28 protein-coding genes are annotated in these 26,550 nt (G+C 62.7%); 13 read left to right on the top strand and 15 right to left on the bottom strand.

What is annotated here, in order from left to right; translation table 11 throughout:
- Positions 1-207, bottom strand: coding sequence for a hypothetical protein (locus AB8A27_RS07015; RefSeq protein ID WP_068730489.1), 207 nt, complete (start codon positions 205-207; stop codon positions 1-3).
- A 174-nt stretch (positions 208-381) separates the two neighbouring features.
- Here AB8A27_RS07015 and AB8A27_RS07010 point away from each other — a divergent pair, with 174 nt between their 5' ends.
- Together AB8A27_RS07010 and AB8A27_RS07005 are read left to right on the top strand one after the other, a co-directional pair.
- Positions 382-1,359 carry a class I SAM-dependent methyltransferase gene (locus tag AB8A27_RS07010; RefSeq protein ID WP_441241293.1) on the top strand — a complete coding sequence of 326 codons (978 nt, stop codon included), beginning with the start codon at positions 382-384 and terminating at the stop codon, positions 1,357-1,359.
- Positions 1,360-1,465: 106 nt separating this feature from the next.
- Positions 1,466-2,440 (top strand): DUF2336 domain-containing protein, encoded by a 975-nt coding sequence (locus AB8A27_RS07005; RefSeq protein WP_441241292.1) that lies wholly within the window; start codon positions 1,466-1,468, stop codon positions 2,438-2,440.
- A 56-nt stretch (positions 2,441-2,496) separates the two neighbouring features.
- On the opposite strand, the gene AB8A27_RS07000 is transcribed toward AB8A27_RS07005, so the two are convergent.
- Positions 2,497-2,844, bottom strand: coding sequence for a DUF1491 family protein (locus tag AB8A27_RS07000; protein ID WP_441241291.1), 348 nt, complete (start codon positions 2,842-2,844; stop codon positions 2,497-2,499).
- 138 nt (positions 2,845-2,982) lie between these two features.
- Between AB8A27_RS07000 and AB8A27_RS06995 the strand changes: the two genes are divergently transcribed.
- Positions 2,983-3,417 carry a type II toxin-antitoxin system RelE/ParE family toxin gene (locus AB8A27_RS06995; RefSeq protein WP_441241290.1) on the top strand — a complete coding sequence of 145 codons (435 nt, stop codon included), beginning with the start codon at positions 2,983-2,985 and terminating at the stop codon, positions 3,415-3,417.
- Positions 3,386-3,673 (top strand): helix-turn-helix domain-containing protein, encoded by a 288-nt coding sequence (locus AB8A27_RS06990; protein ID WP_441241289.1) that lies wholly within the window; start codon positions 3,386-3,388, stop codon positions 3,671-3,673. Before AB8A27_RS06995 ends, AB8A27_RS06990 begins: the two co-directional genes overlap by 32 nt.
- Positions 3,674-3,705: 32 nt before the next feature.
- On the opposite strand, the gene AB8A27_RS06985 is transcribed toward AB8A27_RS06990, so the two are convergent.
- Both AB8A27_RS06985 and AB8A27_RS06980 read right to left on the bottom strand, forming a co-directional pair.
- A complete protein-coding gene (locus tag AB8A27_RS06985; RefSeq protein ID WP_441241288.1) occupies positions 3,706-4,434 on the bottom strand; it encodes a peptidoglycan-binding domain-containing protein in 729 nt (242 codons plus the stop codon).
- A complete protein-coding gene (locus AB8A27_RS06980; RefSeq protein WP_441241287.1) occupies positions 4,427-6,271 on the bottom strand; it encodes a PAS domain-containing sensor histidine kinase in 1,845 nt (614 codons plus the stop codon). Before AB8A27_RS06980 ends, AB8A27_RS06985 begins: the two co-directional genes overlap by 8 nt.
- 409 nt (positions 6,272-6,680) lie before the next feature.
- Here AB8A27_RS06980 and AB8A27_RS06975 point away from each other — a divergent pair, with 409 nt between their 5' ends.
- A complete protein-coding gene (locus AB8A27_RS06975) occupies positions 6,681-7,082 on the top strand; it encodes a DUF5330 domain-containing protein (protein WP_441241286.1) in 402 nt (133 codons plus the stop codon).
- A gap of 92 nt (positions 7,083-7,174) precedes the next feature.
- Positions 7,175-7,603, top strand: coding sequence for a SufE family protein (locus AB8A27_RS06970; protein WP_441241285.1), 429 nt, complete (start codon positions 7,175-7,177; stop codon positions 7,601-7,603).
- Here the strand turns inward: AB8A27_RS06970 and AB8A27_RS06965 are convergent.
- From AB8A27_RS06965 to AB8A27_RS06955, 3 genes are all read right to left on the bottom strand, one after another.
- The gene (locus AB8A27_RS06965) at positions 7,600-8,196 is read right to left on the bottom strand and encodes a DUF6456 domain-containing protein (protein WP_441241284.1); all 597 of its coding nucleotides are present in this window, start codon (positions 8,194-8,196) and stop codon (positions 7,600-7,602) included. The genes AB8A27_RS06970 and AB8A27_RS06965 overlap by 4 nt on opposite strands.
- Before the next feature lie 552 nt (positions 8,197-8,748).
- Complete coding sequence (locus AB8A27_RS06960; protein ID WP_115033389.1) at positions 8,749-9,162, bottom strand: MucR family transcriptional regulator; 414 nt, start codon at positions 9,160-9,162, stop codon at positions 8,749-8,751.
- 158 nt (positions 9,163-9,320) lie between these two features.
- Entirely contained in the window at positions 9,321-10,184 is an 864-nt protein-coding gene (locus tag AB8A27_RS06955) for a hypothetical protein (protein ID WP_441241283.1), read from the bottom strand.
- A gap of 352 nt (positions 10,185-10,536) precedes the next feature.
- Between AB8A27_RS06955 and AB8A27_RS06950 the strand changes: the two genes are divergently transcribed.
- Complete coding sequence (locus tag AB8A27_RS06950; protein ID WP_441241282.1) at positions 10,537-12,186, top strand: glycosyltransferase family 39 protein; 1,650 nt, start codon at positions 10,537-10,539, stop codon at positions 12,184-12,186.
- 155 nt (positions 12,187-12,341) lie between these two features.
- On the opposite strand, the gene AB8A27_RS06945 is transcribed toward AB8A27_RS06950, so the two are convergent.
- Positions 12,342-13,073: a DNA helicase gene (locus AB8A27_RS06945; protein ID WP_441241281.1), complete on the bottom strand. Its 732-nt coding sequence runs from the start codon at positions 13,071-13,073 to the stop codon at positions 12,342-12,344.
- A 227-nt stretch (positions 13,074-13,300) separates the two neighbouring features.
- Between AB8A27_RS06945 and bla the strand changes: the two genes are divergently transcribed.
- A complete protein-coding gene (bla, locus tag AB8A27_RS06940) occupies positions 13,301-14,182 on the top strand; it encodes a class A beta-lactamase (protein WP_441241280.1) in 882 nt (293 codons plus the stop codon).
- Here the strand turns inward: bla and AB8A27_RS06935 are convergent.
- The gene (locus AB8A27_RS06935; protein ID WP_441241279.1) at positions 14,142-15,098 is read right to left on the bottom strand and encodes a DMT family transporter; all 957 of its coding nucleotides are present in this window, start codon (positions 15,096-15,098) and stop codon (positions 14,142-14,144) included. The two genes, bla and AB8A27_RS06935, sit on opposite strands and share 41 nt — an antisense overlap.
- A 109-nt stretch (positions 15,099-15,207) precedes the next feature.
- On the opposite strand from AB8A27_RS06935, the gene pdxR reads away from it, so the two are divergent.
- Positions 15,208-16,704 carry a MocR-like pyridoxine biosynthesis transcription factor PdxR gene (gene pdxR, locus AB8A27_RS06930; protein ID WP_441241278.1) on the top strand — a complete coding sequence of 499 codons (1,497 nt, stop codon included), beginning with the start codon at positions 15,208-15,210 and terminating at the stop codon, positions 16,702-16,704.
- Between the two features lie 7 nt (positions 16,705-16,711).
- Here the strand turns inward: pdxR and AB8A27_RS06925 are convergent, their stop codons facing one another.
- Complete coding sequence (locus AB8A27_RS06925) at positions 16,712-17,083, bottom strand: nuclear transport factor 2 family protein (protein WP_441241277.1); 372 nt, start codon at positions 17,081-17,083, stop codon at positions 16,712-16,714.
- 40 nt (positions 17,084-17,123) lie between these two features.
- On the bottom strand, positions 17,124-17,840 hold the full coding sequence (locus AB8A27_RS06920) for a DJ-1/PfpI family protein (protein ID WP_441241276.1): 717 nt from the start codon (positions 17,838-17,840) through the stop codon (positions 17,124-17,126).
- Positions 17,841-17,901: 61 nt separating this feature from the next.
- Between AB8A27_RS06920 and AB8A27_RS06915 the strand changes: the two genes are divergently transcribed.
- Together AB8A27_RS06915 and AB8A27_RS06910 are read left to right on the top strand one after the other, a co-directional pair.
- Positions 17,902-18,906, top strand: a complete 1,005-nt coding sequence (locus tag AB8A27_RS06915; RefSeq protein ID WP_441244847.1) for a GlxA family transcriptional regulator — start codon at positions 17,902-17,904, stop codon at positions 18,904-18,906.
- A gap of 129 nt (positions 18,907-19,035) precedes the next feature.
- Positions 19,036-19,818: a class II aldolase/adducin family protein gene (locus AB8A27_RS06910; RefSeq protein WP_315841557.1), complete on the top strand. Its 783-nt coding sequence runs from the start codon at positions 19,036-19,038 to the stop codon at positions 19,816-19,818.
- A 260-nt stretch (positions 19,819-20,078) separates the two neighbouring features.
- On the opposite strand, the gene AB8A27_RS06905 is transcribed toward AB8A27_RS06910, so the two are convergent.
- The 4 genes from AB8A27_RS06905 to AB8A27_RS06890 form a co-directional block, all read right to left on the bottom strand.
- Entirely contained in the window at positions 20,079-20,294 is a 216-nt protein-coding gene (locus AB8A27_RS06905; RefSeq protein ID WP_441241275.1) for a hypothetical protein, read from the bottom strand.
- Between the two features lie 214 nt (positions 20,295-20,508).
- A complete protein-coding gene (locus AB8A27_RS06900) occupies positions 20,509-21,912 on the bottom strand; it encodes a M20/M25/M40 family metallo-hydrolase (protein WP_441241274.1) in 1,404 nt (467 codons plus the stop codon).
- A 12-nt stretch (positions 21,913-21,924) separates the two neighbouring features.
- A complete protein-coding gene (locus AB8A27_RS06895) occupies positions 21,925-23,217 on the bottom strand; it encodes a glycosyltransferase family 87 protein (protein WP_441244846.1) in 1,293 nt (430 codons plus the stop codon).
- Between the two features lie 303 nt (positions 23,218-23,520).
- Positions 23,521-25,140, bottom strand: coding sequence for a helicase HerA-like domain-containing protein (locus tag AB8A27_RS06890; protein WP_441241273.1), 1,620 nt, complete (start codon positions 25,138-25,140; stop codon positions 23,521-23,523).
- 368 nt (positions 25,141-25,508) lie between these two features.
- Here AB8A27_RS06890 and AB8A27_RS06885 point away from each other — a divergent pair, with 368 nt between their 5' ends.
- Complete coding sequence (locus tag AB8A27_RS06885; RefSeq protein WP_092147808.1) at positions 25,509-25,874, top strand: hypothetical protein; 366 nt, start codon at positions 25,509-25,511, stop codon at positions 25,872-25,874.
- A 73-nt stretch (positions 25,875-25,947) separates the two neighbouring features.
- Positions 25,948-26,355, top strand: a complete 408-nt coding sequence (locus AB8A27_RS06880) for a DUF4332 domain-containing protein (protein WP_092147805.1) — start codon at positions 25,948-25,950, stop codon at positions 26,353-26,355.
- Positions 26,356-26,550: the final 195 nt, after the last annotated feature.

The raw sequence follows: 26,550 nt of genomic DNA, 5'->3' as shown, positions 1-26,550 counted from the left end.
TCAGGAACGGGCGCGGCGCTTGCGGCGGCGTCCCGGCGCAGTGCCCTCTTCCGGGCCGCTGCCACCATTGCTGTCATCGATCTGACGCTCGATTCGGATCACTGGCAGGATCAGGATTTCGGCGGAGGTTTCGCGGGGAGATGGCGCCACATTCACGCCCAGCCTGCGCGCTGCCGCATCTGCCGGGAACTTGATGATGGTGCTCATTATCCAGTCTCTCCGCGCCGCTTCGCCTATTTGCCAACGCATCGTCATTAAGGACAGTCATGGTTAATGGCGTGTTAACGCCGCCATGCCGCCATATGCTGGCCGCCTTGAGGAACATGATTGGGCGTCGCAGCATTGACCCAGAGCGGAATGATACAGGGGCGCATTTTCCTCATGAACGACATTGCTGGAACCCGGATGGAATGCACCCATTCTGCGGACTGGAAATTCCGCATGCGCTGCCCGCGCTGCGGCTCGTCGATCTCCGACATTCAGACCAGGCCGTCCTGCGTGAACTATGACTGCGATTACAGCGACGCCGGATTCCCGGTTGTCGATGGGCAGCCAGTGCTCATTGATTTCGAGTCCAGCGTGTTCGACCGACGCCTGTATCATCGCGACAATGGCTCGGTGATGCCGCGCGATGTCGCCGGCCAGTCGATCGGTACGCGCCTGCATCGTTTCACCTTCGGTGAAAATCCTGTCGCGGCCAGGAATTGCGAGAAATTCCTCGACCTTCTCAAGAAGGAGACTGCAAGACCCGTCGTGCTCGTTGTCGGCGGTGGCACCGTCGGCTCCGGTGCGGACTGCCTCTATGATGATCCGGATGTCGAAGTCGTCGGAACCGACGTCTTCTCCACCGACAATACCGTGCTCGTGGCCGACGCTCACAGACTGCCATTCGAGGACGCAACCTTCGACGGCGTCTGGATTCAGGCTGTGCTCGAACACGTTCTGGAGCCGGCCACCGTCGCGGCGGAAATCCATCGTGTCTTGCGCAAGAACGGCCTTGTCTATGCCGAGACGCCCTTCATGCAGCAGGTGCACGAACGCGCCTATGACTTCTCGCGCTTCACGCAGAGCGGACATCGCTGGCTGTTCAGGAAATTCACCGAGATCGATGCCGGAGCCGTCAGCGGCGCCGGTATCGGCCTGCTCTGGTCGATCCGGTATTTTTCACGCACCCTGGGCGCCGGCGACAAATTCTCGCGCCTCTTCACCCTGCCATTCTTCTGGCTGCGCTACTTCGATCGCCTCGGCCGCTCGCGCGCCCGCGCCGACGCCGCCTCCGGCGTGTATTTCATGGGCCGCCGGGCCGAACGGGCCATCAGGCCGCGTGAGATGCCGCGCTACTACAATGCTCAGGCCTGAACGGACTCGCCGGAATCAGATCTGCCTCGGCCAGCGGCCCATGGTTAAACACATATTAATGCGTCTGCGATAATTTGAGGCAAGGTTCCCTTAGTAAGCGTATGCCATGCCTGCCTCACCTCCGATGTTTCCGGGCTTTGACGGATTGCTGACGCTCTCGCGTCGCGAAGGCGTGGACGTGCGACCGACCTTGCTGCGCGTGCTGACTGATCTCTATGTCCAGGCGCCGAACCATACGATCGACGAAGAGAAACAGTTCGTCGAACTCACCGCGCGCCTGATCGATCAGGTCGATGACGCCACCCGCGCCGCGGTGCGCGCGCGCCTGTCGATCTATCCGAACACTCCGCGCGCGATCCTCAACCGGCTCAATCTGCGCCCGACCGAACCCGGCCAGGCTGTGCCGCTCGCGCAGCCCATTTCTTCCGCCGAGTCTCCCGCGCCGACCGTGAAGCAGCCGAGCGAAACGCAGATGCGTGTCGCCGCCAATATGGCCATGGCACCCAGGGACGCGTCCGAGATCAGTACGCTGTTCTTTGCCGCGTCGAGCGGCGAGCGTGCGCAGATCCTGCATAATCTCGCCGAAACGCCGCTGCGATCGTCAGCCCGGATTCCGCAAGCGCGGGCCGCCCGCGCCATGCACATCCTCGAAATGGCTGCCTTCGCCGAAGACCGCGACAACTTTGCGCGCGAGTTGAGCGAAGCCTTGATGCTGCCCGCCGCCATCGCCGAGCAGGTGGTCAGTGATCCCGGCGGCGAGCCGCTTGCCTGCTGCGCCAAGGCGCTCGGCATGAAGAGCGATATCTTCCAGCGCGTGCTGCTGTTCCTCAATCCCGAATTCGGCACGTCGGTGACCAATGTCTACCGGATCGCACGCATGTATGACGTGCTCAGCGAGCGCTCGGCGCTGATCATGGTGGCAGCCTGGCGCGGCGCACATATGGCGGCAACCCGCGCCAAATTCCGCCCCTCGCTCTACGACGATGAACGCCAGCGCGCACGGCCAAGCGCACCGCAGGCACGGCCGAGCATTCAGCCGGGCGAGGATATCACGCGCATCAGGACGTCGTCGGGGAAATAGGCCGGCTGCGCGGCTCTCTCAGTATGTCGTCCCTGCCTTCGCGGAGACGACTAGCCCTAGCCCTTCGCCAATTCGAGAAAATGCCGGCCGGCCTTGTCCTCGGTCTCGACGATCCAGACGTCGGGATCGAACGAGATTTCCTTCTGCAGACGTTCCTCGATCTTGCGCTCTTCAACGGGCTGCGGCGGTGACGGCGCGAAGACGCGATCGGTCGGGCGGCTCTCGTCATAGGCGCTTTGCGGTGCCGGCGTGTACAGCATCGCGGTGCCATCCAGCAGCGCGACCTTCACGAACACGGCGCCCGCCTCCTCTGCACCGCGGCGACGCACGGCACCGAACACGCCCTCGGTCTGGCAGCGGCGCAGATATGCGGCCACCCATATTGCTGACTTCAATCGTGACATCGCTTGATTATTCCAGAGAGAGCGAAAACGCGAGGTGACCCAGTTTACAGGAGCGAAGCCTGAAATGCTTCCTTGACGCGACGCGGCTCTATAGTATTATAACTATAACGCACAACGTCGCTTGGCATCAATATCAGAATGTCACCCACCGACACACCCTTGGAATTCGTAGGGTCGTCAAAAGACGATCTTTCAGAATTTCCGGTGTCTGTGAAGCTATGCGTTGGCTTTGCTTTGCGTGCGGCCCAAAAAGGCAAAAAGCACCCCGACGCGAAGCCTTTGAAAGGCTTCCACGGCGCAGGCGTTGTCGAGATCGTCTCTGATTTTGATGGGAATACGTTTCGGGCGGTCTACACGGTCAAACTGAAGGGCATGGTCTACGTTCTCCATGCATTTCAAAAGAAATCGAAAACCGGAATCCGGACGCCCAAATCCGAGATTGACCTGATCAAATCCCGTCTGAAAGACGCGGAGACGCTTTACCAACATGCCATGGAGGGCAGCAATGAAAAAACCGACAAGCACAAAGAGCAGCGGCAACGTGTTCGCCGACCTTGGCCTGCCAAACGCTGACGAGCATCTGATCAAGGCCGAGATCGTTCTCGGCATTGCCGCGCGCATCAAAAGCAAAGGGCTGACTCAGGCACAGGCGTCCAAGCTGATTGGCCTTGCTCAGCCCGACGTTTCCAAGCTGCTGCGCGGACAGTTCAGCGGCTACTCTTATGAGCGCCTGTTTGGATTTCTGATTGCCCTCGGCGAGCGCGTGAAAATCGAGGTGTCGGACGCAAAGACGAAGAAGCAGGCACGCGTCGAACTCGAAATGTCGTGAACCGCCTTAGCGGGCCAGCCGCCGGGCCGGCGCTAGTCGATCGCGCGTCCGGTGACGGTAGCGAGTTCGCGCACCATGCGATCGGACACCTGCCCGGTCACCGGCAGCTTGCGTTCACGCTCGAAGCGCTGGATTGCGGCTGCGGTGTCGGAACCGACATTGCCGGTCGGCTTCAACTGGCCGTAGCCGTATTCCGTCAGCGCACGCTGCACGGCGGCGACACGGCGCGTATTGGTGATGAGGTCGCCGAGCGGATCGGTGCGGGTTGCATTCGGGATCGCCGCCGGCGGGCGCGCCACGGCGCCCGTGGTCGCCGGTGACGCCGGTGGTGCCGGCGCCTTCAGGAGATTGCCGACCGGATCGGCCGCGCGCTGCTCGACAGGCTTGGCCGCGAGTGATGGCTTCGGCTCATTGGCGCTGTTGACTGGTTTGGAATCCAGCATGCGGGAATCGAGCTTCGTGTCCGACGCTGCAGCGTCGAGCGGACGCGGCTTCGGCAGCGGATTGCCCACCGGTACGGGAGCCGGCAGCGACACGACCGTGCTTGAGCCGAACATCGGCGACGGATGATGTCCCTTCTGCAGGAAGATCGCATTGGCGATGATGGCGCTCACCGCGGAGAACGCGATCAGGCCGGCAACCAGATCCTTCGGACTGTGCAGCAGCACGCGCAGAACGATGCCGCGCTCCGCGGGCTCGTCGACGATGGCGACGGCGCGGCCGCGTTTGGACTTGGTTGCTTTGGAACTGGCTTTAGGCACTCTTCTTCACCTGATGGGCTTGGTCGGATGGCGCGGTGCGCGCCACAGGATTCAAGGTCGCGATATTGCTGACGCGCTCTGCCTGCGGCGTGAACTCCAGCGGCAGCGCGATTGTGATGGTGGTGCCTTCGTCGATCCGGCTCTGCACATGCATCTCGCCACCATGCATGCCGACTAGGCTCTTCACAATGGACAGACCGAGGCCGGTGCCTTCATGGCGCCGCTGATAGGTCTTGCCGGCCTGGAAGAACGGATCGCCGATGCGGGCGAGATCGTCCGATGAAATGCCGACGCCGGTGTCACTGACGCGCAGCAGGAGGCGCGATCCCTCGACGCCCGCAGCCACGGTGACGCTGCCGCCACGCTCGGTGAACTTGATGGCATTGGACACAAGATTCAGCAGGATCTGCCGGAACGCGCGCGGATCGCCATTGATTTCGGGTAGATCCTTCGGCGCGTCGGTGATGAGATCGATGCCGTTCTCGCGCGCCTTCAGCGCCAGGAGATTGCAGCAATTGATCAGCGCCGGACGTGGCGCGAAGGGCTCAGGCGAAATCTCGAAATTGCCGGATTCCAGCTTCGACATATCCAGGATGCCGTTGACCACCGACAGCAAATGCTGACCGGAATCGTTGATGAGCTGGGCATATTCCTTGCGCTTGGCCATATCGAGCATCATCAGCTCTTCCTGCACCAGCATATCCGAGAAGCCTATAATGGCATTCAGCGGCGTGCGCAGTTCGTGACTCATGGTCGCAAGGAAGCGTGTCTTGGAGGCATCGGCGCGCTCGGCCTCGACACGGGCCTGTGCCAATGCCTCTTCCTGCAGCTTGCGGTCGGTGACATCGCGCAGCACGGCGACGACTTCCACATCGGCGTTAGCGGGGACCGACATATCGGCGCCCTGCTCCATCGGTCGGCAGCGCATTTCGACCCAGATGAATTCGGACCCGGACGGGCGCAGGCGCTCATTGCTGCGCGCGACATCGCGGCGCAGACGAAATTCGACGCTGCGGGCTTCGCCGCCACGTGCGGCGTCGGACAGAGCCGTGAGATAGGCCGGACGATCCGCGACATGGACGCGATCGAACAGGCCATGGCCGAGCAGCTGCTGTGCCGGGGTGCCGACCAGCGCTTCTGCCGCCGGCGAGATGAACTGCACGGCGCCATTGTGACGATGACGCGAGATCACGTCGCTCATATTGCGCGCCAGCAGGCGATAGCGGTCTTCCTCGACATAGAGCAGCGAGACGCTGGTGCGCGCCAGCGACTCCGCGCCGAAAGCCAGACCGGCTGCATAGAGGGTGGCAGAGGCAATACCGAAGGCCATGAAGACGCCATGGCCGGCGAGACCGGCTTCGGATGCGGGCAACCAGTCAAGACTGGTCAGCACGATGAGAATGCCGACGCAGGCGAGCGCCAGCGCCGATGCAAAGGCAACGATGCGGCGCGAAGCCGAGAGCGACGCCTCGATCGGGACCACGACAAGCCAGATCGCCGCGAACGAATTGATGCCACCGGTGGAGATCGCCATCATCATCACGAGGCTGGCGAGTGCGATGGACGACAGCACCTGTGCGCTTTCATAGCGACCGGTACGCGACAGAAAATATGAAACGAGGATCGGCGCCATCAACCAGGCAAAGGCCGCAACCTCGATGGCGTTCGGCGCGCCGCGCAGCGCGAGATAGACAGGGAAAGCCGCAAAGGCCGCAAGGCTGCCGAGCAGACGCGGCGCCATGAATGCGCGATGACGTGCGCTCGTCAGCGCATCGTAGCGCACTGAAGGGTGCAGCATGGCATCAAGGCAGTCGCGAATGATGGTCGATACTGTCACTGGTCTCGCTTCGGCTTGATCGTCAAACTCAGACGCGCCGAAACGCCTCCTTTTATCGTTGCGCCAACGTGTCAGAGCGACATTAAGCGAACACTAAAGTGAACGCCGCGATCGCCATGCCTAATGCGCAAGTGCTGATTTAAGAGGAGTTTTCGCATTTTCATTCGACAACGATGGTGAACGAGACGTTTCAATCGCGGCGTCCGTATGGTTTCGAAAGTGTGCATCCCCAACATCGTGTCGGAAAACGCGCGCGCCGCTCATCAATGGAAAATTTACGCCAAACCGAATGAAGCGAATTTTCGTCGATTTAACCGCATCGCAAATACTTGCAGTTTATCGACGGCTGCTAACTTCGATCCCAATTGCGACAAATCGCAACGGTTCGCAGAGACTAACGGGGTTCGCGATGTTCTTCCTGCTTCGCATGGCATTCTGGCTCGGGCTCGTGCTCGTGCTGCTGCCCAGGGACAAGACGCCAGAGTCGGACAAGCTGCCTCAGATCGGCGCGTCCGATGCGGTATCGGCTGCGAGTGCGGCGATGTCCGACATGGCGCAATTCTGCAAGCGCCAGCCGGCAACCTGCGAAGTCGGCGGCCATGCCGCCACCGTGATCGGCGAACGTGCCAAGGACGGCGCGAAGAAAATCTACCAGATCATCACCGAGAAGAAGCCGGATACCACCGGCTCGATCGGCGGCGAAGGCGAAGACCAAAGCGCCGGCCAGGGCGCGGTCGCCATGGCCCGGCCCGATACGCTCACCCAGGACGACCTCGCCGCCGAATGGCAGCCGCCCACCGCTGCCCCCTAAACGGCTGCGTGCGGCGGATAAATACCGCAAACGGCGGTCGCTTTCGGCGCTGTTCGTCCCTATATAGGGCCTGACATTGCTTGCAGGCCCCGATGACCACGATTGACGATATCCGCGATAATTTCGAGCTCCTCGAAGACTGGGACGACCGCTACCGGTATGTCATCGAACTCGGCCGCGGCCTCACGCCGATGCCGGATGAGGAACATTCCGCCGCCAACAAGGTCAACGGCTGCGCGAGCCAGGTCTGGCTATCGCGCCAGGTCGCCCGCGACCACGGCGCACCGGTACTCAGCTATCTCGGCGACAGCGACGCGCATATCGTTCGCGGGTTGATTGCGATCCTGCTGACACTGTATTCGGGCCGCAAGGCCGAGGAGATTCTGGCTACCGACGCCATCAAGGTGTTCGACGAACTCGGCTTCAAGGAACACCTCACACCGCAACGCTCCAACGGCCTGCGCGCCATGGTCGAGCGCATCCGCCGGGACGCCACCGAGACGCTGGCGGCGGCGAGCTAGCTCTCGAACGCCGCATCATCCGCGAGCCAGGTGCGTACTTTCGATGGCTGCCCCCTGACCTCACCGGCGAAGCCGTAATGCCGCGCGAGGCGGTCCAGCGCGAGCTGCAGCACGACCTTGGCAGAACGCGCCGGCCAGTTGCGTTCGCGCTCGATGTCTTCGAGGCCGCGCAAAAAACAGCACACATCCATCAGAACCCCTGAAAACTCGGGCCCGCAGGCATCCAGCGCCTGACTGACGCGCTGGCGCGATGTCATCATGATATCCGTCATCTCGCCCGGACTGCTGCCGGCCCCGCGCGGCCGGCCGCCGGTCGGCGCAGCCCAGTTCGCCGTCATGCGCGGCGCCATGTTGCCGCGCGTGAAATCGGCGCGCAGCTTCTCGCCGGCGATGAACTGATGCGGGCTGATCATGCTGCGGCCATCGCGGCCCTTGCGCCGGGCCAGCCAGCCGAGCGGGCTTTCACTGTCATTGACGAGGACGCTGGCGACGCCGTCCTCGGTGAGGATCTGCCGCGTTTCCAGCGACAGATGCTGCGCGCGGTGGTGATCGACGTGGTCGGGATGCTTGGTGGTGCTGCGGGATGTCTTCATCGGAGCGACTCCATTTAGGACAATAAGCTCACATCCCAAGCGGCCCGGCAAGCAGAATTTTAGACTTTATTCCTTCGTGGGCTTTTATTCAGCAGACCCAGTGCCTTCGCCCTAAACCGCTCAAGCTGCGGCACTCAGAAATGAAGCGGATTCCCTGCGGCGACTGCGATTGATCCGCACCGGGCGCGCAAAGAACTCATCGCAGTCCTGGGCGGCTACGATCTGCGGGCACGTGCCGTCATGCGACAGATCACTTCGGGAATTCGCAGGACGGTATCGATGCGCTGGATGCATCAACGTCCGCTTGAAAGTCCTCCGTCATGCCCGCCAAGTTGACGTATCGCCTGCCTGTGTCGTCACACACCAATGGCGCGTGGTGCGAGATGTATCGCGCATCCTGACGTAGAACTTTCTTCGTCTCCGATTTGTTCTATATTGGTTCCGGCGAATGGAACCTGACTTTATTGCTTAGCTTTACTTGTGCGGAATACTTGCCCGGACCACTCGCCCAGATCGCTAGTTCAGGTCACTTGCTCAGGTCATTTGCCGAGATCACTTGCGCCGGCGGCGCTGCTGGCCAAGTCCCATTTTCTTGGCGAGCTGCGAACGCGCCACCGCATAGTTCGGCGCGACCATCGGATAGTCGGCCGGCAGGCCCCACTTCTCGCGATACTGTTCGGGCGTCATCGAGTACTGCGTGCGTAGATGGCGCTTCAGCGACTTGAAGCGTTTGCCGTCCTCCAGACAGACCAGATATTCGGCGGTCATCGATTTCTTGACGGACACTGCCGGTTTGGCCGGCTCCGCCGCAACCTCCGGCCGGCCGTTCGACACCCGCACCAGGGCGGCATGAACCTGACCGATCAGCGACGGCAGTTCGGTCGCCGGGGTCGGATTATTGCCGACATAGGCCGACACGATCGTCGCCGTGAGATCGATGAAGCTCTTGCCGGCGATGTCGTTCATGGTCCGTCGTCTTTCAAGGATTGGAGCTGCGCTTTACTTGGCAATCATGTGGGTATTACAGCCACAAGGGCAACACCAACGTATAGCGCGCCGGTTTCATTCTGCGTGCAAGATTAGTCGAGATCAGCTGAAAGTGACCGGCAACGGGCTGAGCGGCGTCAGCCCCTGTTGTCGAGATGCTCGCGCAACTCGTCGATCGAGGCGAAGCGCATCATGCCCTCGGGCATCTGCGCCTCGATGGAGCCGTCGGAATACAGCGAATAGGCCATGCCATCGACGACCCCCGATTTCAGCACGGTGACGTCCGGTGCCTGCGGCGGCTCTTCGGCCGGCGTCGGCGGAACGTAGCGATCCGGGATCAGCGCGGCATCCGGCAGCTTGTCGCTTGGCGGGGGCGACGTCCGGGCGGCGCGACGGATCGCGTCGGAGCGTGACCGATCCGGCTGCGGCCACGCATCCTCGAAACTCTTCGGCTGCTCGGCGGGCGCCTCCGGCTTTGGCATGGCCGCCTCGAATGCAGCAGCAGCTTCCGCCCTCTCCCGCTCCCGGCGCGATGACTGGAACAGCAGGTTGCGACGCTTCGGCTCCTCAGGCGCCGGCGCCTCGGCGGCAGCGGACGCAAGCCGCTCGCGGTCGCGTAGCACTTCGTCCTGCCAAGGTGGCACACCTGGCTCGGGAACGGCCGGTCGCGCGGCGGGCTGGTCACGGCTGAACAGCGGGCTTGGCGCAGGCGCCTCATCCGCCTCCTCGGCGCCATCAGGCGGAACCGGTGGCAGGTTCAGTTCCCGGCGCGGCAGCCGGGGCGACGGAACCGGTTCATCGATCTCCTCCTGCGGCCGGAACTTCTTCAGCTCCTGAACCGCAAGCGCCATGCTGACCATGATCAGGCCGGTGCACGCCCCGACCGTCCCGGTCAGGATCAACGTGTTGCCAAAGCCGAATTCCTTGACCGGAATCCCGAAGCCGATCGCGGCAAGGCCCGCCAGAATGACCCCGATCCCGGCAATCAGCAGCAATTTCATAGTCTTCGAACTCCTCGGCGGACCACTCGCGAGTCTCGCCATGGGTGCCACGATAGCGTCATATTGCGTGCACCGCCAAACGGGATTTTGCGTTCATCCCTTGTACATCGGCCTGGTGGTAGGTTTTCGGAGAGTTTTCTTCCACCGGAGACAACAGGTTTGGGACAGCCCGCGCCGATCTATCCCTAAACGGTAAAGCTTTTACCTTGTCCTGTTTGTTGCAACGCATTAAGAAACTTCAGCCACAATTCTCAATTACTTCAAAAGAGAAGTGCGCTATATCGATGCCGGGGAAACGAGGCTCAAAGAGCGCTAAAGCCGAGCCATTGGGGACACCGGGTTATCAATAGCCATGTCATCGATTACGACTGCGGCCATCGACACGCCAGTACGGCGCTCGGTGGAACGGACGTGTGACGACCTCGCCATCCTGGCGCTTGTCGTAGTCAGTATTGTCGCAAGTTTCACCTTCCGGGACTACGGGCTCGGATGGGACGACTACACGCACGCTGAATATGCCGATCTTCTATTGAAGATGTACGGGTCGGGCTTCACCGACACCGGCGCTTTGTCGTTTGCCAACCTCTACATGTATGGCGGCGGCTTCGATATGGCCGCGGCGCTGCTGCACAAGATCATCCCGCTGGAGCTGTTCGAGACGCGACGCCTGCTCGGCGCGATCGTCGGCGTCATCGGCCTCGGCGTCACCTGGCGTCTCGGCCGTCGGGTCGCCGGCCCCGTGGGCGGCCTCGCCGCGCTGCTGCTGCTGGCGCTGTGCCCGACCTTCTACGGCCATATGTTCATGAACCCGAAGGATGCGCCTTTCGCCGTGGCGATGGTCATCCTGATGCTCGGGCTGGTGCGCCTTGCGCAGGAGTATCCGAACCCGTCGCCGCGTACGGTCCTGATCCTGGGCATCGGCGCCGGCTGTGCGATCGGCTGCCGCATTCTCGCCGGCCTCACGCTGATCTACGCGGTGATCGGCTTCATGCCGCTGTGGATCGACGATGTGCGCACCAATGGCGTCCGCGAGAGTGCGCATCGCTTGCTGCATGTCCTCTACGTGCTGCTGCCGGGCCTCGCCTTCGGCTATCTGGTCATGGGCCTGATCTGGCCGTGGTCGATCCTCGAGCCCGCCAATCCGATCCGCGCACTGGGTTACTTCTCGCACTTCTTCGAGAAGCCGTGGAAAGAGATGTTCGACGGCGCGATGATCTCGGTGCCGGACATGCCGTGGTCCTATCTGCCGACGCTGTTCGCGCTGCAGCTTCCCGAAGTGCTGCTCAGCCTCACCTTCGGCGGCATCGCGCTGACCATCATGTCGCTGTCGCGCGACACCGTGCCGGCGCGTCGCAAGACCATCCTGCTGATGCTGACCTTTGCCGCCATGCTGCCGCTGGTGATCGCCATGGTGAAGCGCCCCGCGCTGTATAACGGCATCCGGCATTTCATCTTCGTGCTCCCGCCGATGGCCGTGCTCGGCGGCGCGGCTTTCGCGGCGCTGATGGACTGGCTGCGCGTCAATCATCGCGGCTCGCAGGCGGCTGTCGTCGCCGTGTTCTCCTTCGGCCTGATGCTGCCGACGGCCGAGATGATCCGGCTGCATCCGTATCAGTACACCCACTTCAACTACATCGCCGGCACCGTTCGCCAGGCCGATGCGCTGTACATGCTGGACTATTGGGGCCTTGCGCTGAAGCAGGCCTCCGACGCGCTGCGCGAGCAGATCGTCGAGCGCCAGGAAAGCCCGCCGGCCGGCCGCAAGTGGAAGGTCGCCGTGTGCGGCCCGCAGCGCCCGGCCCAGGTCGCGCTCGGTCCCGACTTCACCATCGGCTGGGACAGCCAGTCCGCCGACTTCGCGATGACGCTCGGCGAGTTCTACTGCAAGGGCCTCACCGCCCCCGTGATCGCCGAGATCAAGCGCGACGACGTCGTCTTCGCTAAGGTCTACGACATCCGCGGCAGCAGCATTTCGAGCCTGCTCGCGATCCCCGCTCCGTAAGTGGCCGGCGCTGATGCGCCGATCCATCATCCGTCATTGCGAGCCCTGACGAATTGCAAAGCAATTCGTTTGGGCGAAGCAATCCAGAGCCGCAAGGCAGGACTGGATTGCTTCGTCGCAAGTGCTCCTCGCAATGACGGCTGATAGGTTCTGTTTCAGCTCAACGTATGAAGCCTAGGCTCGGCCTGAAACCTGATGTCGCCGTTGTTCAGAAAGCATGTCTTGCTGAACAGGCCAAGATCGACCGGGTTCGGCAACCGCACATCGTCCAGATCGGGATATGGCTTCACCGCCGGATCGTAGGACCGGTGGATCTGCGAGATGAAGACGAAGATCAGCCCTCGCTCCCTGGCGAATGACTGCAGCGCGCGCACCTGCACCATCAAGGCCGGGTTCTCGCGTTTCTGATCGAGCAGTTGCAGATAGTCGATCACCACAAGCGTGCCGCGCGGCGCGTCCGCCAGTTTCCGGACGACGTAATCGGCGCAGATGTCGTCGGAATTATCGAATGCGAACAGAGTATCGAAACGCGCCCGGTCCACGCCGATGGCACTGAAACGGTCCAGCACGTCCTTTTCAGCATATTCCAGCGAGAAGAACACGCTGCGATGGCCGGATTGCATCGCCTCCACGGCAAGCTTCAGGCTCATCAGCGTCTTGCCTTGGCCGGGGCGCGCACCGACCAGCACGAGATCGCCGGGCGACAGTTGTTCGAACAGTTTCGCGGCGGGTGTCACCGAGGACATCCGCGCCACGAGCAGGCTCCAGGCGCCGAAGCCTTCTCGCACGGCGATCCGGTCGAGTGCCTCATGCAATGGAATGTTATCGGTGCGGGAGAGAAGCCTGGCCTTGCGCTTCAATTGATAGACAGGCGCAGAAAGACGCATTGTGAGAACCTCCTGGTGCGAGCGTTGTCACAACCCCTCCTTATGCTTGATGCTCGAACAGTTGGTTCGGTGATCAGAGAGCCCGGTATGATGGATACTTTCCCGCTGGAGGGGGGAGGCGTGGGCCGCGCCAGAATCAGAGTATAGTGCAAACTCCTCCCCCGCGAAATTGCCGATCCCCGATCGCCCGCCATCAATTCTCCCTCTTCGCCCGCGAATGACACGCCATGATGATCAATCGACGAACATTGCTGGCGGCTGCGCCGGCGCTCGCAGTGTGGCCCGCTCTTGCAAAGGAAAAAGAAAAGGACGCACCAGCGGCCTTGCATGCTCCTCTGCAGGCCTATGAACGCGACACCGGCGGGAGGATCGGCGTCTATGCCGAAAACCTGAAGACGGGCGCAAAGATCGCGTGGCGCGCCAACGAGCGCTTCGTGATGTGCAGCACGTTCAAGGCCTCGCTCGCCGCCTGCGTTCTCGCCCGCATCGACCGCGGCGAAGACAAGCCCGATCAGATGATCTCCTATGCCGCCGCAGACCTTCTGCAACACGCGCCGGTCGCGCGCGAGAATCTTGCCAAGGGCGCGCTCTCGGTCGCCGACATGTGCAAGGCCATCGTCGAAGTCAGCGACAATGCCTGCGCCAATATGCTTCTGGCGCGCGTCGGCGGTCCGGCTGCCCTCACCGCCTTCTGGAACAAGACCGGCGACAGCGTCTCGCGCCTCGATCACAACGAACCGCTATTGAACCGTTCGCGTCCCGGAAATCCGCAGGATACAACCACGCCCGCCGCCATGGCCGGCAACGTCAAGCGCTTCATCACCGGCAATGTGCTGACACCCGCCTCGCGCGATCAGCTCATCGACTGGATGGTGAATTGCAAGACCGGCGACAAGCGCCTGCGCGCCGGCCTGCCGAAGGCATGGAAGATCGGCGACAAGACCGGCAATAACGGCAAGGACGCCGCCGGCGACATCGCCGTGACCTGGCCGAAGCCGGACCAGCCCGTCGTCATCGCCGCCTATACGCAGGGCGGCACGCCGACGGCCGCCCAATTGGAGACGGTGTTCAAGGCGATTGGCGAGCTGGTCGGGCGGCAGTTGGGATAGGCTGCACGACGGGCGCAACATCTGGCTTCCGGCGCGACATCGTTCCGATAACGATTCCGCCAAGGATCATGGCCATCGCGGCGATCAGCGACAGCTCGATCGCCTCGCCCAGCACCAGCGCGGAAATCGCGACGCCCATCACCGGCGTTGCCAGCAGACCGAGCGACGTGATCGTCGCCGGAAGGCTGCGGTTGATGATCACCATCGCCCAGTGCGCCAGCGCCGTGCCGAAGATCCCGCCGAACAGCAGCGCTCCCGCAAGTTCGGGCGTCCATGCGATGTCAGGAACACCCTCGCGCATCAGCGCCAGCGATGTCAGCAGCACACTCGCGAGCAGCGCCTGCCAGAACACCAGTTGAAACGGTTCGGAGATCCAGCGGTGGCCGCGGACATAGACGATGTTCGCCGCCCAGCACAAAGCCGCGAGCAGCAACAATCCGCTGCCGATTAGCGCATTGCCGTTGCTCCAGTCGAATGCCGACGGGTTGAACATGACGGCGATGCCGGCAAGCCCGAGCACGATGCCCGCGAGACGTTCTCGCGGAACGGGCTCGCGCAGCAACAGCCACGCAGCGGGCGCGACCCAGAGCGGCGTGGTGTAGCCGAGCACGATGGAGCGCCCGACCGGGACGAATTGCAGGCCGAAGGCGACCAGCACCGAGAATGCGCCCATATGCAGCAGCGCGACACTGACAATCACGGGCATGTCGCCGCGCCGCGGCACGATGAATTGCCGGCGCGCGAGCGTAATTGCCGCCAGAGCGAGTGTGGCAACGACCGCGCGGATGGCCACCGACCACAGCGGCGGAATGTGCTGCACCAGAAACTTCGTCAGCGTCCAGTTCAGCCCCCACATGGTCACGACGACGGCAAACAGCAGCAGCGCCGTGCGGCGCGACAGGGGATGTTCGGACATGGCTTCATCTCACAGCTTCGGTGCATGGCGCACTCGACAGACCGATGACACTAGGTTTTACTGGCCCTAATCAAAGATCCATTTCTGTAAAAATGACTGAGCCAGTTTGATGGGCGACATTCTCGCTGGGCTGATCGATATCGAGCGCGGATCCGCGAGCAGCGAGACCCTGACGCGGCAGCTCTACGATCAGCTCCGCGCGGCGATCCTGAGCGGCGCACTGCCGCCGGGCCATCGCCTGCCCTCGAGCCGCGACTGCGCGCTGCAGCTCGGCCTCGCGCGCAACACCGTCTCCACCGTCATCGATCAACTAGCCATGGAGGGTTATCTCGACGTCGCGCAGGGGCGACGCCCGACAGTCGCTGCCGCCGAGCGCAAGGCGTTGCTCACCGGACGTGCCCTCGCGCGCAAGAAACCCAAACCACTGGCAGTGTCGCGCTGGGCCGAGCGCGTGCAGAAGTCGGACTGGCCGTTCATCAACAAAGGGCGACCGTTGCTGCTGGCCCCGGCGCTGGCTGACGCCAGACTGTTTCCCCACGACATCTGGGCGCGCTGCCTGCGCCGCGCGGCGCGCCGCGGATCGACGGGCGATCCCGCCATCAACCGCGCTTCGCTGCGCAGCGCGCTGCTCCGCCATCTCGTCGCCTATCGCGGCGTACGGGCCGAGGCGCGACAGATCATCCTTATGCCGTCGGCGCAGGCTGCGCTGGAACTGATTGCCTGCGTGCTGCTCGATGCCGGTGATCTCGCCTGGGTCGAAAGCCCCGGCTATGGCGGCGCATATGCGGCGCTGGATGCAGCCGGCGCGACCATACGCGGCGTTTCGCTGGATCGCAGCGGCCTTGCTTTCAAGAGTCGCCGCGACCGCCCACGACTGATCTTCGTGACGCCGTCGCATCAGCATCCCACCGGACGGCTGATGCCCGTGAGCCGGCGGCAGCAATTGCTCGCATTTGCCAACGAGGTCGGCGCCGCCATCGTCGAGGACGACTATGACAGCGAATTCCACTATGACGGCCGCCCGGTCGCCGCGTTGCAGGGCCTTGATGACAGCGGGCGCGTGTTCTATGTGGGCACCTTCTCGAAACCGATGTTCGCGGATGTGCGCAGCGGCTACGCCATCGTGCCGCCGGATCTCGCCGATCTGTTCGAAAAGTCGCAACGCCACGGCAGCCATATCGTGCCCGCACCGGTGCAGGACGCGCTGGCCGAATTCATCGACGACGGCCACTTCGCTGCGCATATCCGCAAGATGACGCGTGTCTATCGCGGCCGGCGCGATCACCTGCTACAGGCGCTGCGCACGCATGCCGGCGATCACCTGACGATTGAACAACCGGCCGGCGGCATGCAGCTCCTCGCTTATCTCGATCCCCAGCACGACGACCGCGCCATTTCGGCGCGGCTTGCCGAACTTGGCGTGACAGCCCGCCCGTTATCCAGGTATTTCAACGGTCCTGCCACCGGCCAGGGATTGTTCATGGGCTTTTCCGCCTGGAACGAACAGGAAATCGACAAGGCTGCCGCCATCGTCGGACAGGTCCTGCGCGACACCGCCACGCCGCGCGGCCGCTCCGGCAAAGCACCGAAACGGCCGAAGAGCTGACGCCGTCCTACGCGGCTGCGGCCAGCTTCTTCTCGACGGCCACCGCCGCGGGCAATGGGCGCCACAGCACCGTCATTTCCTGAATGAGGCCGGCGTCGTTCAGACGCCAATAGTCGACGCCATCGAGCTGTTCGCTGCCGACGGTGATACCGAAGAATGCCGAAACATGTTCCGGCCCTTGCAGGATTTCACGGAAGTCGAATGCATCGACGACACCCAGCAGCGCTGTCACCACCGGCCGGATCGCGGCCTTGCCCCTGAACGGCTCGGCGGCGAGCGGCGTCTTCAACACGATGTCGTCGGCCATGTGGCTGAGCATGGCCTCGAGGTCCTTGCGCTGCATCGCTTTGGTGAATGCATGGATATGCGTGAGATTCATGATCGTCTCCTGTCGATGAAGTATCAGCGGAGCGCGCCGCTTACTCCGCCGGTGTCGGCACGATGATGCCGAGCTTGGTCGCGACGCGTTGTGCGGTGGCCTCGCGCTGTGCCGTCATCGGCGCAACCGCGATCCGCGCCTGCGCCATGATCTCTGCCGGCGCCGTCTCCGGCGTACCGCTGTTGAAAGGAGGCTCCGGCGCATATTGCATGTAGAGCTGGATGCCCCTGGCGACGTCGTCGCCGCGCAGATTGGCCGCGAGACGCAGTGCGCCGTCGATACCAGCGGTGACGCCGGCTGCGAACACCCAGTCGCCATCGACCACAACGCGCTCATTGACCGGCGTCGCACCGAAATAGCGCAAGAGATGAAATGACGCCCAATGCGTGGTCGCGCGGCGTCCCATCAGCAAGCCTGCGGCGCCGCAGATCAGCGCGCCGGTGCAGACCGAGAAAATGCGCGCATGGCCGGCCTGTGCGCGGATCCAGTCGAGGACTTCCGTATCCTCCATCAGCGCCTCCTGACCGAAACCGCCGGGGACATGCAGCACATCGAGCTGCGGCGCATCCGCGATGGCGGCATCCGGCGTGATGCGGAGTCCTCTGAGGTCGCGCACGGGATCGGCGGTCTTGCCATAGATGCGATAGGTCGCGTTCGGAATCCGGGACAGGACTTCGAACGGACCGGTGAGATCGATCTGGTCGAGGCCCTCGAACAGCAGCGAGCCGATCTGGAGATGCTGGTCTGGCGGGATCATCGGTTCCTCCGGAGTTTTGTGAATGGACAAGCCGACCCTAGCCCGGCACACTCTGGCGGAAATGCCAAAGAACCCTCGTTCTCCGCCAAACACCGTTTCGACGATCCCGCGCGCCATCGACGTGCTGGCGTTCCCGATGGTACAATTGCTTGACGTCTCCGGCCCGCTGCAGGTCTTCGCCTCGGTCAACGAGATCATGCAGCGCCAGGGCAAGCCCGCGCCCTACAGACTGCGCGTGGTCGCGCGTGGCGGCCATGGCGTCACTGCCTCTGCCGGCCTCGGACTGGCGGCAAGCGATCTGCCACGGCACGCCGAGCCGATCGATACGCTGCTCATTGCCGGCGGTCCCGGCGTGCACGCTGCGGCGTCCGATCCCACTGTCGTCGCCTGGGTGCGCAAGCGCGCGGCCAAGGCGCGTCGCACTGCATCGGTCTGCACCGGCGCCTTCCTGCTCGCCGCGACCGGCGTGCTGGACGGCCGCCGTGCCGCGACCCACTGGTCCTGGTGTTCCGAACTCGCACAGCGCTTTCCCGACGTCCATGTCGAGGCCGACCCGATCTTCGTCCGCGACGGCGCGTTCTGGACGTCAGCCGGCGTGACTGCTGGGATCGATCTCGCGCTGGCGCTGGTGGAGGAAGACCTCGGCCGCAGCGTCGCGCTGATGGTGGCGCGCCATCTCGTGGTGTTTCTCAAACGCCCCGGCGGCCAATCGCAATTCAGCGCGGCATTGTCGCTGCAGACCGCGGACGACAAATTCGGCGCGCTGCATGAGTGGATCGGCAAGCATCTCGCCGACGATATTTCGCTACCCATGCTCGCCGAACAGGCCGGCATGAGCGAACGCAGTTTCAGCCGGCACTATGCCGACGCCACCGGCATCACGCCCGCCCGCGCGGTCGAGCAATTGCGCGTCGAAGCCGCGCGGCGACTGCTGTCGGAAACGAAATTGCCGGTGAAACGCATTTCGCAGCGCTGCGGCTTCGGGTCCGAGGAGACCATGCGGCGCAGCTTCCTGCGATTGCTTTCTGCTACGCCGCAGGACTATCGCGCGCGTTTCAGTTCCTGAATGTCGCGATCGGGCCTTCTGCCGCCCGGAAAGCATGACTGGCCCGCAAAGGGTCCGGCTTGCTGCTCCGCCGGCACCGGACTAGACTCGCGCTACGGAACAACCAAACATCCATCCGGGAGTTGACCTATGTCACCAGCCGAAGCCGCTCACCTGAAAGAAGTGCCGAAGCATATGAGCGAAGGCGAATGGGCGCAGCGCGTCAATCTCGCCGCGGCCTATCGCCTCGTCGCGCTCTATGGCTGGGACGATCTCATCGACACCCACATTTCCGCGCGCGTGCCCGGCCCCGAGCATCACTTCCTGATCAACCCCTACGGCCTGATCTTCGAGGAGATCACCGCATCGTCGCTGGTCAAGGTCGACCTCGACGGCAACCAGCTCTCCGAAAGCGAATACAGCATCAACCCGGCCGGTTTCACCATCCATTCGGCGATCCATGAAGTGCGCGAGGACGCCGGCTGCGTGATGCATCTCCACACGCCGGACGGCACCGCGGTTGCGTCCTGCATGGAAGGCCTGCAGCCGCTGAACCAGACCGCCCAGCTCGTGATCCCGGAACTCGCCTATCACGACTATGAAGGCGTCGCGCTCGATCACGACGAACGCCCGCGCCTGCAGAAGGATCTCGGCACCAAGAACGCGATGCTGCTGCGCAACCATGGCACGCTGACCGTCGGCCGCTCGGTCGCATCGGCCTTCGAGCGCATGTACTACCTGGAACGCGCCTGCACCATGCAGGTCCGCACCCGCATGCTCGGCCCGACCGCCTATCCGGTCGACCAGATCGTCATCGACAAAAATGCCGCACTGGTGGGCAACCCGGACAAGGCCGAGCTGCGCTCGACCAAGCTCGTCTGGCCGCCGATGCTGCGCAAGCTCGACCGCCGCGATCCGTCTTACAAGACCTGAGATTTGGTGCTATAGAGGGGTTACATACCTCTACACAGTGATTCAAAACGCCGTCCAATTCCGGGCGGCGTTTTTTCTTGGCCACAATCGTCATTCCGGGGCGTGTGCGGCGGCAGCCGCACGCGAACCCGGAATCTCAACATAGGAGTCTCCGACAGCGCCAGGTCACATCGGGATTCCGGGTTCGGTCCAGTCGCCTTCGGCGCCCGTCCCGCCCCCAGGCACACCAATTGGTGTGCCTGGGAATGACGAGCCTGGGATCACGGCCGCATGAACGCAAAATCCGTATCGGGATCGCAATTATCGGCGACGAAACGCAGCTCCGACTGCACATCCGCAGCGCTTCGTGTCTCCAGATATTTCGAGACCACCAGATTCACGAGGGAGCGGCAAACGCTATCCTGATCGACCCCGGCCGCTTGTGCTGCGGCCATGGCCGCAGAGAAATGAGACTTCGCAATTTCGGATGCGGACACAGCGTTCTCTCCCTTTTCTATCGTTCGACCACGCGAGCGCAGTGCTGCCCTTGATCTGGGTCAACGTGGCAGACTCTCTCATCGTCATTCCGGGGCAGAACCGGCGCCGCAGGCGACGGGGCTGAACCCGGAATCCCATAGTGAGTCACATAACCAGATTCCGGGTTCGCGATCGCCAAGTGGCGCTCGCGCCCCGGAATGACGAACGCGCGGCTTACTTCTTCACATCCGCCAGCGCCGCGATGATCCGCGCCCACGACCGGATGCCCTTGTGGAAGCTCTTGAGGTCGTACTTCTCGTTCGGCGAATGGATGTTGTCGTCATCGAGGCCGAAGCCGATCAGCAGCGAGTCGAGGCCAAGCGTGCGCTTGAAGTCGGCGACGATCGGAATCGATGCGCCGGAGCCGATCAACAGCGCCTGCTTGCCCCATTCGTCGGTCAGTGCATCTCGGGCAGCCGCCAGCGGCTTCATGTTCCAGTCGAGCGCAATCGCCGGCGCGTTGGAGTGGTCGAGGAACTCCGCGGTGCAATCGCCCGGCAGTTGCGACGTGACGAAAGCCCGGAACGCATCGCGGATCTTGCCGGGGTCCTGGCCCTCGACGATGCGGAACGACACTTTCGCCGAGGCATGCGAGGCGATCACCGTCTTGGAGCCCTCGCCCGTATAGCCGCCGACGATGCCGTTGATATCGCAGGTCGGGCGCGACGTGATCTGCTCGATCAGTTCGCGGCCCTTCTCGCCGGCCGGAATGGAGAGACCGATCGGCTTGAGGAAGCTCTCCGCGGTGAGACCGAGGCCCTTCCACTGCGCCAGGATGTCGGCGGGCAGATCCTTCACGCCATCATAGAAGCCGGGAATGGTGATGCGACCATTGTCGTCGTGAAGCTTGCCGAGAATATTGGTCAGCACGCGGATCGGATTGCGCGCACCGCCGCCATAGATGCCGGAATGCAGGTCGCGATTGGCCGCGGTGATCTTCACCTCTTCATAGACGAGCCCGCGCAGCGACGTCGTGATGGCCGGCGTCTCGGGGTCCCACATGCCGGTGTCGCACACCACGGCGAAATCGGCGGCGAGATCCTTCTTGTTGGCTTCGAGGAACGGCACGAAATTCTTCGAGCCGACCTCCTCCTCGCCTTCGATGCAGATGGTGAGATCGATGGGCAGCGAGCCCGTCACATTCACCCAGGCGCGGCAGGCTTCCACGAAGGTCGAGAGCTGGCCCTTGTCGTCCTGCGCGCCGCGCGCAACGATGATGTCGCGGCCATCGGCATGTTTGGTGACCACCGGCTCAAACGGCGGACGATGCCACAGGTTCAGCGGATCGACCGGCTGCACATCGTAGTGCCCGTAGAAGAGAACATGCGGCCGCTTGCCGGTGTTGCCCTTGGCGGTGGCGACGATGGCCGGATGGCCTGCGGTCGGCCGCACCTCGGCGTTGAAGCCGAGACCTTCGATCTCGCCGGCCAGATGCTTTGCCGCCGCCTTGCAGTCCTCGGCGAAAGCCGGATCGGCGGAAATCGACTGGATCCGCAACAGCGTAAACAGCCGCTCCAGAGCCTTGTCGAAATCGGCATCGACGCGATCGAGAACGGATGCAAGCTGCGTATTGGACATGAGCGAATTTCCTTAAGCGTGATGGTCCGGAACTTCGGTGGAATCTAGCAGCACCGGCGGGTGGTGCATATGCCAGATCAGGCCGCCTGCCAGCAGCGCAGTCGCCAGCAGATTGTTGCCCCAGGCTTGCAGCATGGCCGGGAAGACCGGGATCGACAGCGCCATCAGCACACCGATGATGCCGAGCAGCACCCATGTTCCGGTCCGCACATTCGGGCGGGGGTCATCGGCGGCGCGATGCATCAGCACCGTGAGCGGCAGGAACAGCCACATGAAGTAATATTGCCGCGCCAGCGGCGATGCCACCGTCATCAGGCAGAACAGCACGCCAAGTTCTTCGGCGCGTGCGCGCGGCGTGAGTTTCGATAGCGGCAGCAGCGACCAGATGAAGCCGAGGCCGATCAGGCCGGAGACGGCGAGCACGATCAGGTTCGCGGTCTTGTAGCTGACATCGATCACATTCATCGTGGCCGAGCCACGCTTGCGGTCGTCCTGGAAATAATCGATCGGCCGCACCAGGCGATGCGTCATCGCGATGATCGACTGGTTGACCCAGGACCAGTTCTGCTCGTCGCGCTGGCCGAAACCCTTCTCGGAGCTGGAGTCGACCATTTCGGTGTACCAGGTCTTCACCTCGGCAGCATTGCGCTCGAAGCCGCGAAACGGCGCCGGCACCACGTAAAGCAACAGCAGCGTGCAGATGATCATGCTGGCCGAGGCCGCCCAGTGCCGCCGCCACAATAGATAAGGTAGCACCGCCACCGGGAACACCTTGATGGCCGTCGCCAGCGCGAACATGCTGCCGCCGAGCCACGGCCGATCCTTCTGCATCCACCAGAAGCCGAGCAGCATCATCGCCAGCAGCACCAGATTGGGCTGGCCGAGATCGTACATGTCGAACACGAAGGTGATGGTTGCAAAGCCGGGCAGCGCCGCAAGCCATGCCGCCGGAATCTTCTTCGAACCGGTCATGGCATTGGACAGCTGGCTGGTGATCGCCCAGGCCGCCGAATTCAGGATCGAGAGCAAGAGATAAAGCGGGATCTTGCCGAACCAGCTCGGGAGCGCCAGCAAGACCGCCGACAGCGGCGGATAGATGAAATCCAGCGCGCCATTGGTCTTCGCTTCATAGAGCGGGGCACCATGCAGCACTTGCTGCCCGGCCCAGAACCACAGCGCATAATCCTTGGTCTTGCCCCTGCCGAAGATTTCCGGAACGAGCACATCCGCCGTCAGCAGGACGCAGGTCAGAAGAAACAGCACGTCCAGCGGCTGCCGCAAGGACGGCCACCGCAAAACCGGCATCTCGCCGTCACTTTTCGTCAAAATCTCGGTCTCGCCTGATTGGATCGGAAGTACACGCCGAGGGGGTTAGCAGATGCGCCCGGACGAGGAAACCGGGGCGAGACGTGAACACTTCGTCATCGAAAGTCAGGATGCGTGGTCGAGCCTCTCCGCGAGGTCGTCCCCGCGAAGGCGGGGACCCATACACGCTGGAGACTTGGTAAAAGCGCGGTCGTGGTGGCTATGCCGCTTTAACCACACTAACCGTGGCTATGGGTCCCCGCCTCCGCGGGGACGACGGCTGAGAGATTCACGCTTCTCGCCTTACCGCTTCAAAATCCCGCCCAGCGTGCCGCGCACGATCTCGCGGCCGATCGAACTTCCCAGCGAGCCGCCGATCTGCTTGCCGACATTGGCGACGATGCCGCCGACGACCTTGTTGGTCACGCTGCGGGTGACGCTCCGCGCAATGACCTGGCCGGTGGAGAGCCTGTTGCGGCCGGTATTGGTGCCGAAGATGGTACCGACGATCGCACCGAGCTGGCCCAGAAATCCGCCACCGCCGCCCGCCGCGTCGCCTGCATCAGCAGGCGTCGCCGCCGTGCCGGCGATGCGCTTCTGCAGCGTCTCATAGGCGGATTCGGAATCGATCGCGGTGTCGTATTTGCCCTTCACCGGGCTCGCTGCGAGGATCGCCTTGCGCTCCTCAGGCGTGATCGGCCCGATACGTGCGGTCGGCGGACGCACCATGATGCGCTCGACCATCGCAGGCGTGCCGTTGCCTTCCAGGAACGAGACGAGTGCCTCACCCTTGCCGAGTTCGGTGATGACCGTGGCCGTGTCGAGTTTCGGATTGGCACGGAAGGTCTGTGCAGCCGCCTGCACGGCCTTCTGATCGCGCGGCGTGAAAGCGCGCAAGGCATGCTGAACGCGGTTGCCGAGCTGGGCGAGTACGCGATCGGGCACATCGATCGGATTCTGGGTGACGAAATAGACGCCGACGCCCTTGGAGCGGATCAGGCGCACCACCTGTTCGATCTTGTCGAGCAGCGCCTTCGGGGCATCGTTGAATAAGAGATGCGCTTCGTCGAAGAAGAACACCAGTTTGGGCTTCGGCAGATCGCCGACCTCGGGCAATTCCTCGAACAATTCCGAAAGCAGCCACAACAGGAAGGTTGCATAGAGCCGCGGGCTCGACATCAGCTTGTCGGCAACGAGGATATTGACCATGCCGCGACCATCGCGGTCGGTTTTCAGAAAATCTTTCAGTTCCAGCGCCGGCTCGCCGAAGAATTTATCGGCGCCCTGGTTCTCCAGCACGAGCAATTGACGCTGGATGGTGCCGATTGTCGCCTTGGTGACGTTTCCGAAGCTCAAAGCCGACTTGCGGACATCGGCGAGCGGATCGACCTCGTCCTTCTTGGCGGTCATCGGCACGATGGCATCCAGCAGCGCGCGCAGATCCTTCATGTCGAGCAGCGTCAGACCGTTTTCGTCGGCGACACGGAAGGCGACATTGAGCACGCCTTCCTGCACATCGTTGAGATCGAGCAGCCGCGCCAGCAGCAGTGGCCCCATCTCCGAAATGGTCGCGCGCACCGGATGGCCCTGCTCGCCGAACACATCCCAGAACACGGTCGAGAACTGATCGGGCTGGAACGTCAGCCCCATCTCCTTGGCGCGCTGCAAGATGAAGTCCTTGCCCTCGCCGACTTCGGCTATTCCCGAGAGGTCGCCCTTGATATCGGCCGCGAAAACCGGCACGCCGGCGCGTGCAAAACCCTCCGCCATGACCTGCAGCGATACAGTTTTACCCGTTCCGGTCGCGCCCGTGACGAGACCATGGCGATTGCCGAGGGCCAGTGTCAGCCATGCCGGTTGGTCGCCCTTGCCGATGAAGATCTTGCCGTCGGTATCGCCTGACTTCAGTTCGGTGGTCGCCATCGGATCGCCTCTGTCGCGCGCATCAAGAAAAAGATTTCAAAAAAATTTGCGGCTCACCATGATCTTACCGCATCTCGGCGAGGGATTGAAACGCAAAGCGTTCCCGCCACACCTGAAACCCGTCCGTTGTTCAGAAGGACGAAACGCAAGCCATATCTTTTTGCTGTTTCCAAAGTGCGGCGCTGTCGCATCTGCGAACAATTGACCAAAATTTCACGTTTGCTCTTGCATTGGTGCAACACTCGAAGCGCGATCACACTTAATCGCACGTCGGGCGAGTTGCGTGCTTGAAATTCGAATCGCAGCGGCTCAAGATAACTTCTTCAACATAAGGGCATCGGCACTCAACCGGTGTGAGGCGGGGCATCATGGACGAATTGATCAAAGCGCTGACCGCCAAGGTCGGCATTGATGAAGCCGTGGCTGAAAAGGCTATCGGCATTATCTTGGGGTTCCTGCGCAAGGAAGCACCGGCCGCGCCGGTCAATGCACTCATCGAAAAGATTCCGGGTGCGGACGCAGCCATTGCATCGTCGGAAGGCGGTGGTGGATTGAGCAGCCTGATGGGCGGCGGCATCATGGCCCTGGGCAGCAAGCTGATGGGTCTCGGCCTCGGCATGGGCGAGATCCAGAGCGTCGCGCGCGAACTGTTCAAGTTCGGCCGCGAGAAGATCGGCGCCGATGCCATGGACGAAATCGTTGCCGGCACACCTGGCCTGAGCCAGTTCTCCTGACCGTCTGTTACGTCAGCAGCCGCGCGTAAGCGCCAGCATCTTCCTACGTCCGACCTTCATACGTCTGAGTACCATGACATATCCCATCTCCAAGATTGACGGTTTGACGGCTTTCGCCGCGACCAAACTGAAAAAGGCAGGCATCCGCACCATGGAGGGGCTGCTGGACGCCGCTCACTCTGCCAAATGCCGCAAGGAACTCGCCGCCAAGACCGGGTTCAGCGAACAGCAACTGCTCGAATGGGCGAACCTCGCCGACTATCTGCGCATCCCCGGCATGGGCAAGGCCAAGGCCGAACTGCTCCGCGCCTCCGGCGTCAACACCGTACGCGAATTGACCCACCGCAATCCCGCCCGCCTCGCTCAGGCGATGCGCGAGGCCAATGACAAGCGCAAGCTGGTCCGGGTGATGCCCTCGGAGAAGTCCGTCGGCGACCTGATCGAGAAAGCGCGCCAGCTGCCGCTGAAGATTTCGTATTGAGACCGGACGTTGACCTTTCCATTGTCGTCCCCGCGAAGGCGGGGACCCATAGCCTCCGAAGACGCGATAAGGTCACCGTCATAGCCTGCTCCGCCTCATCTTGAAGCCGGTGTGTATGGGTCCCCGCCTTCGCGGGGACGACACCTGAGATTTGGGCTTTGCCCTCATTGTCATCCACCTTGACTCCCTCCCCCC

Origin of the sequence: Tardiphaga sp. 768_D3_N2_1, from assembly GCF_052076105.1 — a bacterium.
Taxonomy (GTDB): Bacteria; Pseudomonadota; Alphaproteobacteria; order Rhizobiales; family Xanthobacteraceae; genus Tardiphaga.
The sequence above is the reverse complement of the archived record's forward strand: the minus strand, read 5'-3'. Positions and strand labels throughout refer to the sequence as shown.